Source organism: Nitrosovibrio sp. Nv4, from assembly GCF_900215485.1.
GTDB lineage: Bacteria > Pseudomonadota > Gammaproteobacteria > Burkholderiales > Nitrosomonadaceae > Nitrosospira.
This window is the reverse complement of record NZ_OCMZ01000002.1, coordinates 1-15,263: the sequence shown is the minus strand read 5'-3', so window position 1 is coordinate 15,263 and position 15,263 is coordinate 1. Positions and strand designations below refer to the sequence as shown.

Genomic DNA, 15,263 nt, shown 5'->3' with positions numbered 1-15,263 from the left:
GGGAAAGAAGGTTTGCGTTACGTCACTCACGTCGCTTATGCAAGGTATAAATTGACAAGAACCCTATCAACGACATGACCTGTATCTGTAAAGATACGTTTCAGAAATATCCTTCTTTCTTGCGCCGCTCCATGGATGCATCGGATGTTTGGTCGTCCATGCGCGTCGCGCCGCGCTCGGTAATTCGTGTGATCGCGGTTTCAGCAATAATTTCGACGACACTGACCGCCGAGGATTCCACCGGACAGGTGCAGCTCATGTCACCTACCGTCCGGAAGCGAACCATGAGATTCTCCACTTTCTCCCCTTCCAGGGGCTGAACCAGGTGGGATAACGGTAAAAGTCCGGTACCACGCCTGATTACATCGCGGGTATGAGCGAAATAAATGTGGGGGACCTCCAGTTCCTCGCGGGCAATATATTCCCACACATCAAGTTCGGTCCAGTTGCTGATGGGAAACACACGAATATTTTCCCCCGGATGCACACGGGTGTTGTAGATATCCCATAATTCCGGGCGCTGGTTCTTCGGGTCCCATTGACCGAATTCATCGCGGAAAGAAAATATACGTTCCTTGGCGCGCGCTTTTTCTTCGTCGCGCCGGGCACCACCAATACAGGCATCAAAACGGAATTCAGCGATGGCGTCGAGCAGTGTCACTGACTGAAATGGATTCCGGCTCTGGTTTTCCGAACGCAGCACGACTCTTCCCTGCCTGATGGAGTCTTCCATACTGCGCACGATTAACCGCTCACCCAATTGTTTGACGCGGCGGTCGCGAAACTCGATCACTTCGGGAAAATTATGACCGGTATCAATATGCAGCAAGGGAAATGGAAAACGCCCCGGGCGGAAGGCCTTTTCCGCCAGGCGCAGCAGTACGATGGAGTCCTTTCCTCCGGAGAACAGCAGAGCCGGATTGGCGCATTCCGCGGCAACCTCTCGCATGATATGGATGGCTTCACTTTCCAGCGCGTCCAGATGGCCCAAGTGCCTTGCAATACGGCGCTTGATGGCTACTGGCTCGGTCTTCGTGAGAAAACCTGGATCAGGACTAACAGACTCTTCCATTTCGTTCAATATTTCCATCGATCGATCCTCATAATCTCCTGGCTCGGCCTTTAGCCCGAACCTGACCCATGCTCCTTTTGTTGCATATCTTTACCTTGTCCGGCAGCAGCCGGATTTGTTACCGCCGCGGGAACTGCTGTCGTAACGAGCCGTTTGTCAGGATGTAAACCGCACTCCTTGATTTCCGGATCTTCCCACCACCACCGGCCGGCGCGAACATCTTCGCCAGGCGTAATGGCGCGGGTACAGGGTGCGCAGCCGATGCTCGTGTATCCCTTATCATGCAATGCGTTGTAGGGCACATTGAACTGTTTGAGATAAGCCCACACTTCGGACAGGTTCCAGTCCAGCAGCGGACTGATTTTTTGCAAACCATTACCGGCATCGAATTCCGATACCGCCAAATCCGTTCTGGTCGGCGCCTGATCGCGGCGCAGACCGGTGATCCATGCGCGCTTGCCGCTCAGCGCGCGTTTCAGGGGTTCGACCTTGCGAATATGGCAGCATTTTTTACGTAAATCCACGCTGTCGTAGAAGCCATTGGGCCCGTTCTGCGCGACATACGCCTCCACCGCGGCGGGCTCTGGAAAATACACTGGCACATGAATGCCGTAACGATCCGCCACTTCCCTCATGAGGCTGTAGGTTTCTTCAGGCAGTCGCCCTGTATCCAGTGTAAATACCGCGATACCGGGATAATGCCGCGCAATGAGATCCATCAACACCATATCTTCGGCGCCAAAGCTGCAGGCGAAGGTGACGGGAGCATAATCTCTCTGCACCGTATCCAAAAGTGTTCGCACTTCAGCAATCTTGTGATCCAGGCTCATATTACCGGCTCAAGAATAGGCATCGAAATTCATCAGACTATGACAGATGACCGGGCTGGTTCAGACAATGATGACGACGGCGATTTGACGGAAACCGTCAGCGGCTCCGGTAGCGCACCCGTCAGGTCGAGCTGCCGGTCGAAGTTCAGGCAAAACTCCGCAATCTCCATTGTCCACGCATCCAGGTCGGAAAACCATTCAGTCAGATGAGCATCGTTCAACTCTTCGCCCGGGCTCGCAAAATTCTCCGCGAATCTACCCAATTGCCTGGAGAGATGCGGCTTGGTAGGCAACACACGGCGCAATTCTTCCGCCTGCGTGGCCAAATCGTCGTGCTTCACACCACCGAGCATTTCAGTCACGCCCTGACCGATCAAGCGTGCGATCTCCTCCGCACACGCGACTGAGTCCACAAATTTTTGCTGAAACTTGAGCGCATTCCGATAATTCCGTTCATGGGCCGCTTCAAAGAAAATGGTGCCGATCTTTATCTGGCTCACCCCTGCGCATTCGCCTCCGCCCAGTTGCAGCACTTTGAAATCGTTATCGTTGCCATGATCGCGCAAGACTGACGCCAGTTCTTCCGGCTTAACCTCAACCAGGTCCGCAAGCAGCTCGGTGAAATAGGTCTTATCCATCCGATGCGCCCAGGAAAAGAACGTTTCGCCCGACTCACGTTCAGTCGCAAAGGCAGACTGCACTCGTTCCACCGCTTCCTCGATCCGCGCCGTGGGTATCGACGGGCCTTTAAACGCCAAGGCTCCGCGCGCCATCGCATTCCCGCCGAAATGCAACTGGTAATGCGGCACGAGTTTGCCGTGCATGCGTTTGCCTTCGCCGTATATGCCAATATCTCCAGCCTCGGGCTGGGCGCAACCGTTATGACATCCTGAAACACGAATTTTCAGGTCATGCTTGCCGCCACTTAGCTTGGGCCCGAGGATCGTGCTTGAAGTTATCCCCAAACGGCAGGTCGAAGTGCCGGGACAAGCCACCACATCATCGCCTGCCTCAGGTACTCCCAGACCCAGTTCTGCCAGCGCGGCGCGCAGAGGTTCAATTCTGGCTTCCGGCACGTTCGTAAAAAATATGTTCTGATCCTGAGTGGTGCGAATATCAGGCAAGTCGAAGGTTTCGCAAATATCGGCCAGACCATTCAGTTGCGCTACATTCAGGTTACCCATGGGCACGCTGATCGGGAATACGTAATAGCCCGGCTGTTTCTGCGCGAAAATATGACGCGGCGCCCCAAGGCCGGGAACCTCGCTGTCGGCGCCGGCGCTCCATTCGCCTTTTGGATAGTCCAAGGTCGCCAGTGCCGATGTCGTCCGAACCAGTTCTTCACGATATTTCTCGACAAATCCTTCGGGACCAAACTTGTCTACCAGGAATTTGATCCGCGATTTTGCGCGTTTGCGCCGGTCCGAGTAGCGGTTATGTAACTGGATGACCGCTTCCATCACGGACAGCAGGTCTTTTTCTTCGATAAATTCTTCAATGACGAGCGCTTCATGCGGCTTGTGGCCGAGACCGCCCCCAGCCACAACCTTGAAACCGAACCGGTCGCCGTTCCGCACTGCGACAACGCCCAGATCGTGCATCATGCCCTGTGCGCAGTCGGATTCACACGCCGATAGACTGATTTTGAATTTGCGCGGCATTTGCTGAGTCAGCGGATTTCGCAGAAGATGCTGTACCGTGCCCTCCAGATGCTTCGTCACGTCCACATGCTCGCGGGGGCATACGCCGGATAGAGGACAGGTCGTGATATTGCGTATGGTATTGCCACATGCCTCACGAGTCGTCAATCCACCCGCGGCCAGGTGACGGAGCACAGCCGGCGTCTGCTCGAGTGGCACGTAATGCATCTGAATATCCTGGCGTGTGGTGATATGCACAACGTCATGACGCGAATATGTCTCCAGGGCGCTGGCGATCGTCCTCAATTTCCGCGCCGTCACACGTCCGCCCGGAAGCTTGATGCGCACCATGTTGACACCCTCCTGCCGCTGACCGTAGATACCCATTTGCAGCCGGCCTGCGGTAAAGCGCGAAACGTCCATGTTCAGGTCTCGATACTCCTGTACCGACTGGGCGTACAAATTTATTTCCTCGTCATTCGCGAGATTATCCAAATAACTCATCTGCATCCTCCACATTTATGGCCGTATCAGCTTGATGCCCTAAAAATCCAGGAATGGATCATCTGCTCCACGCCGGCTCGCGTTTCCACTGGTATTGGCACTCGGTCTGACTTCTGGCGAGGTAGTATCCGTAATGCGGGCAAACCAAAAAATCTACTCTTCTTTCAACGTCCGGTCCATCAGGCTCTGCGACTCCTGCTCCTACCATGACACCCCTCGCAGTCAAACCCCGCATGGTGCCTCGAAAACGCAATAATAGCAACGAACATATATATCGTGAAAGAATATTATGTTAGATTAACATAACCTAATCTTCTTTAGAAAACCCAACTATGAAATTGCAACAATTGCGTTATCTTTGTGAAGTCGCCAATCAGGGTCTGAATTTATCCAAAGCGGCAGAAATCCTGCACACGTCCCAGCCGGGAATCAGCAAGCAGATTCGCCTTCTGGAAAACGAACTGGGAGTGGATATTTTTGTACGCAACGGCAAACGCGTGGTTGAAACCACGCCGCCTGGACGGGCTATTCTTGAAATTGCCGAAAGAATGCTGAGAGATGCAAAAAACCTGAAACAGGTTGGCCAGGAATTCGCGAACGAAGCCAGCGGTTCTCTCACTATTGCTACGACCCATACTCAGGCACGGTACGCACTACCCGCCGCAATAAAGCATTTTACCGCACGCTACCCCAATGTGAAATTAGTTTTGCATCAGGGCAATCCGACCCAGATATCCGAGCTGGTCACTTCGGGCGTAGCCGACATTGCGATCGCCACCGAGGCTATCGAACTATTTGCTGAACTTGTGATGCTCCCGTGCTATCAATGGAACCGCTGCATCGTTGTCCCGCCGAGGCATCCGCTGCTTAAACTCCAGAAACTGACGCTGGAGGCGCTCGCCGAATATCCGATCATTACTTACGACTTTGCTTTTACCGGTCGCTCGAAGATCAACCAGGCATTCGAAGCGAAGGGGTTGACGCCCAACGTGGTGCTTACGGCCATAGACGCGGATGTGATCAAGACCTATGTAGAAGTGGGATTGGGGGTAGGCATCCTGGCGCAGATGGCGTTCGAGCCCAAACGCGACAGACATCTGCGGTCTATCGACGCCAGCCACCTGTTCGAGCCGAGCACGACTAGAATCGGTATAAGCCGTAACGGCTATCTACGCGGATATGTTTATGATTTTATCGAAATGTTTGCTCCTCACCTTGACCACGGCACGGTTACCGCCGCGATGAAAGAACGTTCATGAGAACATGACCTTGAGGCTGCCAGGGGCGATGGAATGTCGACCTGACCACTTTCGGAGGGCGTCCGTATCCGGCGCACGGCTAAGGAGCATCCTCCCTTAACCTTGGGAGCTCCGGGGGCGGGAGTATAATAATATATTTCATCGAAAACGCTCATGAACGCGATTAAACTGTTACCCGATCTGCTCATCAGCCAGATTGCCGCTGGAGAGGTGGTAGAGCGCCCCGCCTCTGCCCTCAAGGAAATGCTGGAGAACAGTGTTGATGCCGGATCGACCGAAATAGCGGTGCAAATTTTGCAGGGCGGAATCAAACAAATACGCGTCGCGGATAATGGAGCAGGAATTTCCAAAGATGATCTGCCCCTGGCGCTTGCCCGCCATGCCACGAGCAAAATCAATGCGCTGGAAGATTTGCAAAAAGTAGCAAGTCTGGGATTCCGTGGTGAGGCACTGGCCAGTATGGCCGCAGTTTCGCGGCTGACGCTGGCAAGCCGCACGCCCGAGGGGAAGCATGCCTGGCGGATAGAAGTGGAAGGGAGCCGTCTATCAGGGCCAGAACCTGCGGCGCTTGCCAATGGCACCACGGTGGAAATGCATAATCTCTACTTCAACACACCCGCCCGACGTAAATTTCTGAAAACCGAAGCCACTGAATTTTCCCATTGCGAAGAAACATTCAAGCGCATTGCGTTGTCGCGCGCCGATATCGCTTTCACGCTGCAGCACAACGGCATCGTGCGCAGTCATTTACGTGCGGCGGACGCAAGGCAGCGCATCGCGGCCTTACTGGGCGATGAGTTCGCGCAGACCTCGGTATTCGTTGATGAGCAGGCAGTGGATTTACGGCTATGGGGCTCAGCGGCGTTGCCCGCATACTCGCGATCTTCTCGCGACGCACAGTATTTCTTTGTCAACGGCCGCTTCGTACGCGACAAACTGGTTTCCCATGCGCTACGCGAGGCCTATCGCGACATACTTCATCTGGATCGCCATCCCGCTTTTGTGCTGTTTCTCGAAATGAATGCCGAGGGCGTGGATGTCAATGTGCATCCCACTAAAACCGAGGTGAGATTCCGTGATTCGCGTGCACTGCATCAGTTCATTTTTCATGCGGTCCACAAGGCACTGGCATCGCCTCAATCCGCATCAGCGGCTTCAATCGCGATTGGGAGCCGGCAGGAAACCAGCAACTCCTCCACCATGGCGGGCGCGTTGTCAAAGAACACCGATACGCTTTCGGTCTACTCGCGGCAAACCTTCATGCCGCTTGTTCCCCCTGTGTCTGCTACAGGGGTAGCCCAATCCCAGGCGTTTTATTCGACACTCTTTTGTCCCAATAATCCCGACCCAAAGTCATCGGATGTGTCAATAACACCAACAGGTACTCAGAAACAGGATATTCCGCCATTGGGTTTCGCCTTGGGGCAGCTCCTCGGCATCTATATTCTGTCGCAGAACGAACGGGGCTTGCTTATCGTGGATATGCACGCGGCGCATGAGCGGATTCTGTATGAAAAACTCAAATCCGCGCTGGATAACCACACTCTCTCCATGCAGCCCTTGCTGATCCCCGCGATATTTCAGGCGGATAGCCTGGATATTGCTACCGCCGAAGAAAACGACGCCCTGCTGAACGAACTCGGGTTCGAGATCTCTGCGCTCTCTCCAACGATGCTGGGCGTGCGCTCAGTTCCAGCCACGCTCAAGGATGCCGATGTGGTAAAACTGGCACGCGATGTATTGAGCGAGATCCGTGAGTTTGGAGCCAGCCAGGTATTGACCAGCAGACGCAACGAACTTCTTTCGACCATGGCCTGCCATGGGGCGGTTCGCGCCAATCGCACCCTCACCGTTCCGGAAATGAATGCGCTGCTACGCGAAATGGAGATAACTGAACGTGCTGGCCAATGCAATCACGGCAGACCAACATGGTTCGAAATCAGCCTCACGGATCTCGACAAGATGTTCATGCGGGGAAATTAATCAGTAACTTAGCGAACAATACTATCACTTCGAAAAAACGTCAAGTCGCAACTGAGTCGCAAGCTAAGTAGGCTTTAATGAACTCTTCCGCTTGCGGAGCGCAGATAGCGTTTCCGTAGGCGCGCAGGCGTCCCACTCGGGCGGCAGCCCCATGAGCCAGCGGGAATGTGCCGGGTTCAACTGGCCTGTACTTTTCGTCCCGGCAGTAGATCCAGTCGGCTGCGGACCAGAAACCATTTGATGCACCTGCTCGCTCAATGGTTTTCCCCGCGGTTCCAGCATCCGTTTTAGGTGGTGTTCTTCGCTCGCCGAATTGCTTCTCCAATCCCGTGCCGCCGGGGTTGCCCAAGGTGCCAAGTTCGCCGCACTGTTCAGCGAATGCCCGCGCTTCCCCCTGGATATGCAACCCTGCCCACCCGCCTGTTCGCTGTCCATTAGCGTAGGAGTCGGCCATCCCGCCAGCTTCGCAATATGGTTTAGCGATACCGTGGCCTTGCTGCCGTCCGGCCGCCGTCCCGTAGGGCTGTAATTCCCTACCTGTCCCCCGTCCCCGTTGCTCTTCGTCGGCGTCGGCCACCCAATACATTCTGTGTCTTTGATGGGGCGCCCCGAAGCCCGCAGCAGGGGCAACGATCGCCCCGACGGTGTAACCTGTACCTTCCAAGTCAGCTTGAACAAGGTCGAGCCAAGCGTATCCGTCCTTGCTCGCAACTTGCTCGCCAAAGACGACGAGAGGTCGGCGCTCTTCGATGAGGTGGAAGGCCGCAGGCCATAAGTGCCGCTCGTCATCAAATCCAGCATGTCGGCCTGCCGCGCTGAAAGGTTGGCAAGGACAGGAACCGGTCCACACGGGGCGGTCATCGGGCCACCCGGCGCGGCGCAGGGCGTAGGACCACACGCCGATACCGGCGAAGAAGTGGCATTGAGTGTAGCGCTTGAGGTCGTCAGGTTTAACATCCAGTATGCTCCGTTCGTCAACATCACCTGGCGCTATGTGCCCGGCTTTAATAAGGTTACGCAGCCACTCGGCTGCGATGGGGTCGAACTCGTTGTAGTAGGCGGTCATTGTTCCCACCTTACTTTATGCCCGATGAACTTCTCCCAATCTGTTCGGGAAATCTCAACTCTCGGGACGTGGTAAACGTAGGGCAGTTCATCACCCCGCCGTGCTCTTGACTTCGTGATACCAGGCGCGCATTGCTTGATGAGCCGCCCTATTGCTCTGTCCTCGGGCACGCGGCTTCGAACATTGCGATCTTTTACATACCTCTTGAATGCCGCACGGAAGCGTTCGCACTCGATATCTTCCGGCCAGCCGCCGAACTCGGAACCTACAATGCGTTCTTCTTCCAGGCAGTCCAGCCACCATTGATGCAACGGGTCCAGTGATTCATTCTTCTGGTCGAGCAGGGCGTTCGTCACTGGCGCGAGATTGATATCAATTCCTGTAAGGTCGAAGTCCATCAGGTAGCGCAGCAGATGGGGGTAACCGTCTTTCTCCATACCTTCACGCATGGACTGGAAATATTCCCGGTCCTGCTTACGGCCGTCGCCCACATCGAACACAGCGAAACGGCGCTCGTCATGGGTGGCAGGCACAAGCCACTCTTCATTACCGATAATGCAAACCCGCGTACGGTTATCCACTGAGTAGGGCTTCTCGCCCTTGTGCTCGATGATGTGCTCGCGCCCGGTAATCAGGTCTTTGATAATGCCTTCCGCCTGTTTATCTCCGGACCAGAAGGCTTCATCGAGGGTGAAGAGCAGACAGTTTTCTAAGTGCCCGTTGAAGTTTCCGATAAGATATCGGCGGTTCGACGTAAGAAGGAAATGACCTCCGAGCAAAGTGCCGACTCGTTCGACGAGAGCGTTCTTCCCGACTCCTTTCCCTCCGCGGAACACAAGTGCAACAAGAGGTTTCTCCCATGGTCGTTGGACAAGGTGCGCAAAATAACCGATGAGCCACTTGAAAAGCACAACGTCACCACGGCAAACGTTATCCCGGGCGTGTTCGATGAATTGCTCGACGGCGGGGTGGTTGGTGTATCGTTCGGCTGGTTCATATTGAAATCCTTTCCATAAGTTATAAAAGCGATCCGGAGCTTGTTGCCCCGGCATAAACACGATTCCCGCGTAGCTGCGGCGGCCCTTCGACTCAAGCCAAAGCTGCGAGATTGATTGTTCTTTCTTCCCGACGACCATCTTTTTGTTGGCGAAGTCGGCGTGGAACGCCCCGAGCGATAGGTGATCGAGCTTGTATTTCCCGTTCGCGTCGGTCGTTTCCCAAAGCACCTGCGCCCCGCCGCCCGCCAGCACGAAAGCGTAACGGTCGTTCAAGGCTTCGATGGGGTCCTTCAGTTGGGGCGCACCTGGCGGGGTGGGAACCGGTTTAAACTCGGCTTCGGGCGCGGCTATCCCTTGCGGCTCGTGGCCGTACTCGTACGCGTTGCGCACCTTGACGAGAAGCGCGACATACGCCCACGGTGGGGAGCAGCGCTCGTTCCAGTGGTCATACATTAACTGCGCGCAACCACTCTCGTTTATTCCCAAGTCCTTGCAGCGCGCAGCAACCCGGTACGCTGTCTCGTCGCCACCCTGCCCTTCGATGGACAATGGCGCTTCGGTTTCCAAATACTTGATTACTCGGGTGGCGGCGCGATCATGATCCACGCCTTCCACGATTGATGCTTCGACGGTGGATTTTTCCTTTACTGCCCGGCACCGCTCAATGAGCCAGTCGGGGGCGTCAGCGATTGGGGTGTCGTCAATTGTGTACGCTCCGCTTCCGATAACACTTCCTGCGCCGACAATGTAAGATCCCCCGCTTCGGATATCGAGGCCTTTACCAAGTACATTCGCGCCTGGGCGGACGGGTGCGTCGCTCGCAAATATAAGGTGTCTACCTCCATTTGCAGTCCTTTGAGCGAGGGTTTCTGGTAGTTCAAATCCCTCGAGTTCGAGCTTGAGTAATGTTTGTTCTCCATTTTTTCCATCCTTTACGTCAACATCGACAACGATAAGCGCCTTATCGTCGCCGAACTTTTCGGTGAATATTCCTATGTTCGCGTCAGTGTTATCGAACCAACCAACCAGCGCCGTAACACTCCGTGTCGCGCTCTCCTTGAAGTGCATGCCCTTGGGCGGCGTCTTGCGGTCGGACAGCAAAGGGAAAATGTGAAAGCCCATCTTCGCCAGCTTTACGGCGTAATCAATACTCTTCATCGTCGTCACACCTCGCTATTTGCTTCGCCTGCCATTGCGCTTTCTGGTAGTCGTCCCTGCACGCGGCGTCGCACCACCGCCGATCGTCGTCAATATCCGTCTCGCAACTCAGGCACATGCCTATTCCCTTTGGTGTGGAAACGTCCTGTTGTTGCTGTTTCCTCAACGCAAGGTCCAGGAAAAATTCGGCGGTTTCGTTGCCTTGATCTATTTCGTCAGCCATGATTATTTCCCACTGGCAATCGCGAAAGCCGCGACACCGAATAGCACACAAACCACAATGGCCGCGATATCGTTCACCCCGTAAGATGCGGCCAACCAGATATTCCCCACCACAAACCAAGTTTCTTTGCTCATTTTCTATACCTCTTTCCTCTCCATCCTTCGACTGCAACCGGCAGCCCTTCGGCCCATGATGGGGTTTTCGCCATGTGTTCGTTCACTGCGTCCAGCATCCCGTCCGTTGCATACTCGTCCGGTATCTCGATGACGGCCTCATCATGAACATGTAAAATTACTGGCAGGTTCGTTTCTTCCAACCGCACAATCGCTTCGGCCAACACGTCGCGGGCTAGAGCCTGCGTAACATTTTCCGAAATTTTTCCGCCGTAGGTGTGTGTCTCAACCCACTTGTTTGTTGTGCCATCCACGGTCATGTAGTGAACGCATTCTTTCATCGCGCCCCAGGGCGTTTCCTTCGGCTTCAGCTTCGGGTACGGGTAGGTGAGAACACGCTTGCTCGGCAATTGGCAGAACAGGAACGAGCCTTTGACCTTGAACTTGATCTCGCGGCCCTTCGGCCCTGCGGTAAGCGTGTGGCCGGGATTCATTACCGCGTCGGTGGCTGCGTTTTCCAGGTCGTACCAATACTGCTTGATACGTGGGTGGGCTTCACGCCATCTGTTCTTGATGTCGTCCACTTCGTCGTCGCTCATCTTCGGGGGGTTGTAGGCTTTCTCCATCGTCCGCCAGGCACCGACGCCGCCGCCGAAACCGAACGCGAGCTCTTCCACCTTACCCACTTGCCTGCGCGGGTCCTTCTTGTTGATAGTCTTGTGGTCGAGGCCGAACGATTTTGCATACGTGAGAATGTAAAGATCCGGCCCAATACCCGCGTCGTATTCACGGAAGGCGTTCAGCTTCCACTCTTCCCCGGCGAGCCATGCCAATACGCGGCCTTCGATGTTTGCAAAGTCGGCGGCTATAAGCTCATGGCCTGGCGCTGCGGTAATCATTCCCCGCAGGCAATCGGATATAACCGACATGGCGGGGCCGTAGAGTAGTTCGATTCTTTGTATTGCGGCTTCAGGATTCAGACGCGGCAGGAATTCAAGCACTTCATCGATCTCTTCCTGGGATAGCTTCGGGCGGGGCATATTCTGCGGCTGGATTCGGCGGCCCGCCCACCGGCCTGTACCGGCACCGTGATATTGCAGAATGTTCTTGACGCGGCCATCGTGGGAAATGGCGGAAAGCATGGATTTCAGCTTTGCCGTGGATGACTTGGCGTATTCCTGCCTTATCGATAGTGCCTTACGTACTTTTTCAGGCAGAGTGTCCAAGGCGAGTAAATCCAATATATCCGCTTTCGCAAGAGATCCAACTTCCACACCGTTAGCCGCAACCCACCGCGTAAGCGCCGCGACTTCTGATGGGACGGATACCGCGTTGCCAGTAGTTTCGCGTATTGCCACGGCCAAACGTTTTTGCTCGTACTCAACCACTCTAATCGCCGCTTCGATTGCTGGCTTATCAACATAGACCCCCCTGTTGTTTATCTTGTAGTCAAGCGCCCAAAGCTTTTGCTCGGAATCGGAAAGCTGCAACACCCGCTTTTCAAGTTCGCGCTCCACTCGCACGTCCTGCTTGCAATAAGCGTAAAGGGTTTCCAGCTTTTCCGGCTCGTCCCACCAATGGATTTTTTCGTGCGCCCACGTGCCGCCCTGCCCTTTCGGATCTTCAGGCATTTGGCGCGGGCGGCACATTTGCATCATGAGCCGCGAGCCCTTCATATCCTTTTGCTCGCTGATACCGACGGCGGCCGCCGCTTTTTCGAGGCTGCCGGGTAGCGCCATGCTGTATGCCATAGCCATCGTGCAACGCACTTGCTCGGGCTTGAGTTCCGGCCACCCGTAGCGGGGAACCATTATGTTGTTCCAGATCGCAAGCTCGAAGGCGGCGTTGTGGGCCATAACGATACCGCCGCTTTGAACGTGCATAGCCACAAAGCCGGTAAAGTTAGCGAACTCGCCGAATGGTTCGCCCATCCGCCAGATTTGCACATCACCGGCGCCCAAGCAGTAAGCCATGCACCAAACATCGGTGTCGGGGTGGCGCGAGTAGATATCAATTCCTACGGCTGGCAGTTCGATCGTGCTGCGCGTTTCAAAATCGACGTGAAGGGCTTCGCTCATATCGGCAGCCTCAACATGTAGAAGCTATCCCGATCGTTTACCAATAGGACGTCCCGCTCTGGCTTGTTCCCAAGCACAGCGTCTTTATAGTCCTTCTCGCTCCACTGGTTTCCGCCAGACCAATGACTGCCCTCTTCTTCGTAGCCGCAGGACAAACATATTCGCAGGGGGTTCAGGCCCCCACTGAAAGCCAGTGACTTCCAAGGCGTCTCAGCTACTCGATGGTGTTTGCACTTCGCCTGAACCTCAGTTTTCACTGCGGCCAACCGCTTTTTCGCTCCGCGAAGGCCCGACATCGCCGCCGCGATTCTAATATTCAGTTTTTGCATTTCTACTCCATCAAAAAGAGGAACGCTTTACAGCGTCCCTCATTACCTCAATATGTTGAGAATATCACAACGCCTAGTCGTCGAAAACGCCTGCGCTGGTCTTTACCTCACCAACAGGGGTGAAGTCTTGCGATGGAGCAGTGCGCCCACCCAACGGTTCGCCTTCGCGCATCTTCTGTATGTTGCCCAGGCCGAACGACGCGCCGCGGTTGCCCTTCTGGTCGTAGCCGAACGCACGAACCGAAGCGCGAGCGTAGCAGCCGGAATAGAAGTGTTGCGGTTCGATGATGTCCTGGACCTGATTGTCCACCAGGCCGGGCTTGCCCTTGTCAGCGTTCTGCTTAAAAGTCATGAACACTGCGTCGGGATCTTCGTAGCCAGCCGGGATAACCTGCTTGCCGTCCTTAAAGCTCCACCGCTCTTTGCACTTACGGAAGGGGCTTTTCAGGGTGGCGGGCCAGTTGGCTTTATTTGCGCCGAACTTTTCCATCAGTGCATCTTCTGCGGCGGATTTCAACGCCGACAGGTCCGCGCCCTTATCGAAAATGGCGACGACGGAATATTCCATGTTGCCGTTAAGATCGTTTTTCTGCGGTTTGAAAACGTGTGCGTAGGAGACACGGAATTCAGGGGTTAAAACGTTTGCCATACATACCTCTTCAATCATTTACAACAGTTTGCCCGGAAAGCGTCCGGGTATCGCTTGTTACCCTTCAACTACCGAAAACTCTTCTTTGGCGTTCGGCTTGACCGACGGGCGTTTGTCGCTTTCCGGCGCGAGTGTGTGGCCGCTGGATTCCGCTACCACCAACTCGTCTATAAACCCTTTGCCTAACAGCTTTTCCAACTGCGCGGGGGATTTAATGGCGGTTTCCATAAAAGCGGAAGTCGCCACCCCTTTGCCCTGCAACGCGGTCATGGCGTCGCCTTCATTCCGCCATTTGCGTGTCGCTCGCTTCGCCACCAGCTTGTAACCGGGCGGCGTGCGCCCTGCTTCAGCTTCAGCGTAGGCAAACTCATCGACTGCTTTCAGCCACGCCTTGACAACTTCGCGGGAGTCAAGGGCCAGTTTCAGCTTCGCGGGGTCGTACGATAGAACGGGGCTGAACTCCATCTTCGCCACGGCTTGAGCTTTGTTCTGAAGCGAGGGGCAAGTACCCGCCGCGGGGCAGAATCCACACCAGCTACCCGGCACAAGCGGCGCGTCGGGTTTTTCGGTGGCGAGTGCGTAGTCCTTCAGGTCGGTTTTGAAGTCCAACAAGTCGATAGCATCAATCACCTGCGAACGAATCGGCCGTCCGGATGGGCACAACGCGGTTGAACGATTACCATCTCAACCGTCATCGGGCTGAAGCCGCACGTCACGAGAGCACCCAGGGCGTAATACATTAGCTGCGGGTTATCCGTAACCTCGACCTGGATACCAGCGCCATACTTGAAATCAATTACCATCAAGCGTTTAGTCGCGGGTTTCCAGATAACTGCATCGGCGGTCCCGAAGCAACCGGCGTGTATCTTCGTCAGGTCGAATTGATGCTCAACGAGCAACGTATCGCCCGGATCGACGTGATCGCGCACGAAGTAGCCATATTCAAGCACCGCTTCGTGCATTACCTCGTCGTCAGCGGCTACCCCCTTGCCTTCCAGAAAATCGGCGGCCATGTCGTGCGCTTTGGTGCCCTCTTCCGCGTACTTCGATGAGCGTGATTCAATGCCTTCGGAAGCTTTAACGCTTCCAGGGCACATGCTCCACCGGTACATCGAGCTTGCGCCTATTTTGGAATGGGCCGTCATGCCGGCACCTGCCCGTGGCGTTTCATGTCTTTGTACATCGCACGGGCGCAGTTATCTTGCAGCTTGATCGTGCCTGTTTTCAGAAAGCGGCGGAAAACCGGCTTGCCGTCCTTGCCGAGTTCACCTGTGGGTTGCGCAACTTCACGCATCCCGCCCGGCATTTCGTAGCTCGCGCCTTGCACGCCGATATTGTTGCGGCGTAGAAACTGGCGTATC

Annotated in this window: 15 protein-coding genes; 2 read left to right on the top strand and 13 right to left on the bottom strand. The window is 55.1% G+C overall.

Annotated features, from left to right (window positions below; genetic code table 11):
- Positions 1-100: 100 nt before the first annotated feature.
- Genes cysD through CRO05_RS08115 form a run of 3 tightly spaced genes read right to left on the bottom strand, consistent with a single transcriptional unit; the run spans position 101 to position 4,046 of the window.
- The gene (cysD, locus tag CRO05_RS08125; protein ID WP_369831617.1) at positions 101-1,090 is read right to left on the bottom strand and encodes a sulfate adenylyltransferase subunit CysD; all 990 of its coding nucleotides are present in this window, start codon (positions 1,088-1,090) and stop codon (positions 101-103) included.
- A 32-nt stretch (positions 1,091-1,122) separates the two neighbouring features.
- Positions 1,123-1,902 carry a phosphoadenylyl-sulfate reductase gene (locus CRO05_RS08120; RefSeq protein ID WP_097066760.1) on the bottom strand — a complete coding sequence of 260 codons (780 nt, stop codon included), beginning with the start codon at positions 1,900-1,902 and terminating at the stop codon, positions 1,123-1,125.
- A 32-nt stretch (positions 1,903-1,934) separates the two neighbouring features.
- Positions 1,935-4,046 carry a nitrite/sulfite reductase gene (locus tag CRO05_RS08115; RefSeq protein ID WP_097066759.1) on the bottom strand — a complete coding sequence of 704 codons (2,112 nt, stop codon included), beginning with the start codon at positions 4,044-4,046 and terminating at the stop codon, positions 1,935-1,937.
- A 332-nt stretch (positions 4,047-4,378) separates the two neighbouring features.
- Here CRO05_RS08115 and cysB point away from each other — a divergent pair, with 332 nt between their 5' ends.
- The gene (cysB, locus tag CRO05_RS08110; protein ID WP_097066758.1) at positions 4,379-5,305 is read left to right on the top strand and encodes an HTH-type transcriptional regulator CysB; all 927 of its coding nucleotides are present in this window, start codon (positions 4,379-4,381) and stop codon (positions 5,303-5,305) included.
- Between the two features lie 153 nt (positions 5,306-5,458).
- The gene (gene mutL / locus CRO05_RS08105; protein ID WP_097066757.1) at positions 5,459-7,288 is read left to right on the top strand and encodes a DNA mismatch repair endonuclease MutL; all 1,830 of its coding nucleotides are present in this window, start codon (positions 5,459-5,461) and stop codon (positions 7,286-7,288) included.
- 40 nt (positions 7,289-7,328) lie between these two features.
- Here the strand turns inward: mutL and CRO05_RS08100 are convergent, their stop codons facing one another.
- The 10 genes from CRO05_RS08100 to CRO05_RS15500 all read right to left on the bottom strand — a co-directional run.
- Entirely contained in the window at positions 7,329-8,354 is a 1,026-nt protein-coding gene (locus CRO05_RS08100; RefSeq protein ID WP_097066756.1) for a DNA cytosine methyltransferase, read from the bottom strand.
- Entirely contained in the window at positions 8,351-10,510 is a 2,160-nt protein-coding gene (locus CRO05_RS08095; RefSeq protein WP_097066755.1) for a bifunctional DNA primase/polymerase, read from the bottom strand. Before CRO05_RS08095 ends, CRO05_RS08100 begins: the two co-directional genes overlap by 4 nt.
- Complete coding sequence (locus tag CRO05_RS08090) at positions 10,497-10,733, bottom strand: hypothetical protein (RefSeq protein ID WP_097066561.1); 237 nt, start codon at positions 10,731-10,733, stop codon at positions 10,497-10,499. The genes CRO05_RS08095 and CRO05_RS08090 overlap by 14 nt, the downstream gene beginning before the upstream one ends.
- A 2-nt stretch (positions 10,734-10,735) precedes the next feature.
- Complete coding sequence (locus CRO05_RS16015; protein WP_255405866.1) at positions 10,736-10,867, bottom strand: hypothetical protein; 132 nt, start codon at positions 10,865-10,867, stop codon at positions 10,736-10,738.
- Positions 10,864-12,924, bottom strand: coding sequence for a DNA polymerase (locus CRO05_RS08085; RefSeq protein ID WP_097066560.1), 2,061 nt, complete (start codon positions 12,922-12,924; stop codon positions 10,864-10,866). The genes CRO05_RS16015 and CRO05_RS08085 overlap by 4 nt, the downstream gene beginning before the upstream one ends.
- On the bottom strand, positions 12,921-13,253 hold the full coding sequence (locus CRO05_RS08080) for a hypothetical protein (protein WP_097066559.1): 333 nt from the start codon (positions 13,251-13,253) through the stop codon (positions 12,921-12,923). The genes CRO05_RS08085 and CRO05_RS08080 overlap by 4 nt, the downstream gene beginning before the upstream one ends.
- A gap of 73 nt (positions 13,254-13,326) precedes the next feature.
- On the bottom strand, positions 13,327-13,920 hold the full coding sequence (locus CRO05_RS08075; protein WP_097066558.1) for an ssDNA-binding protein: 594 nt from the start codon (positions 13,918-13,920) through the stop codon (positions 13,327-13,329).
- Positions 13,921-13,959: 39 nt separating this feature from the next.
- A complete protein-coding gene (locus CRO05_RS16010) occupies positions 13,960-14,532 on the bottom strand; it encodes a DUF2800 domain-containing protein (RefSeq protein WP_159462709.1) in 573 nt (190 codons plus the stop codon).
- Entirely contained in the window at positions 14,529-15,047 is a 519-nt protein-coding gene (locus CRO05_RS16005; protein ID WP_097066753.1) for a DUF2800 domain-containing protein, read from the bottom strand. The genes CRO05_RS16010 and CRO05_RS16005 overlap by 4 nt, the downstream gene beginning before the upstream one ends.
- The coding region (locus CRO05_RS15500) for a hypothetical protein (protein WP_159462708.1) at positions 15,044-15,263 on the bottom strand (220 nt) is incomplete at its 5' end. The genes CRO05_RS15500 and CRO05_RS16005, both read right to left, overlap by 4 nt.

What these genes read in the sequence shown, in the direction of transcription:
- cysD (WP_369831617.1), bottom strand. Translation starts at nt 1,090, where the DNA reads ATGGAAATATTGAACGAAATGGAAGAGTCTGTTAGTCCTGATCCAGGT.
- CRO05_RS16015 (WP_255405866.1), bottom strand. Translation starts at nt 10,867, where the DNA reads ATGAGCAAAGAAACTTGGTTTGTGGTGGGGAATATCTGGTTGGCCGCA.
- CRO05_RS08100 (WP_097066756.1), bottom strand. Translation starts at nt 8,354, where the DNA reads ATGACCGCCTACTACAACGAGTTCGACCCCATCGCAGCCGAGTGGCTG.
- CRO05_RS08080 (WP_097066559.1), bottom strand. Translation starts at nt 13,253, where the DNA reads ATGCAAAAACTGAATATTAGAATCGCGGCGGCGATGTCGGGCCTTCGC.
- CRO05_RS08075 (WP_097066558.1), bottom strand. Translation starts at nt 13,920, where the DNA reads ATGATTGAAGAGGTATGTATGGCAAACGTTTTAACCCCTGAATTCCGT.
- cysB (WP_097066758.1), top strand. Translation starts at nt 4,379, where the DNA reads ATGAAATTGCAACAATTGCGTTATCTTTGTGAAGTCGCCAATCAGGGT.
- CRO05_RS08095 (WP_097066755.1), bottom strand. Translation starts at nt 10,510, where the DNA reads ATGAAGAGTATTGATTACGCCGTAAAGCTGGCGAAGATGGGCTTTCAC.
- CRO05_RS08090 (WP_097066561.1), bottom strand. Translation starts at nt 10,733, where the DNA reads ATGGCTGACGAAATAGATCAAGGCAACGAAACCGCCGAATTTTTCCTG.
- CRO05_RS16005 (WP_097066753.1), bottom strand. Translation starts at nt 15,047, where the DNA reads ATGACGGCCCATTCCAAAATAGGCGCAAGCTCGATGTACCGGTGGAGC.
- CRO05_RS08085 (WP_097066560.1), bottom strand. Translation starts at nt 12,924, where the DNA reads ATGAGCGAAGCCCTTCACGTCGATTTTGAAACGCGCAGCACGATCGAA.
- CRO05_RS08115 (WP_097066759.1), bottom strand. Translation starts at nt 4,046, where the DNA reads ATGAGTTATTTGGATAATCTCGCGAATGACGAGGAAATAAATTTGTAC.
- mutL (WP_097066757.1), top strand. Translation starts at nt 5,459, where the DNA reads ATGAACGCGATTAAACTGTTACCCGATCTGCTCATCAGCCAGATTGCC.
- CRO05_RS08120 (WP_097066760.1), bottom strand. Translation starts at nt 1,902, where the DNA reads ATGAGCCTGGATCACAAGATTGCTGAAGTGCGAACACTTTTGGATACG.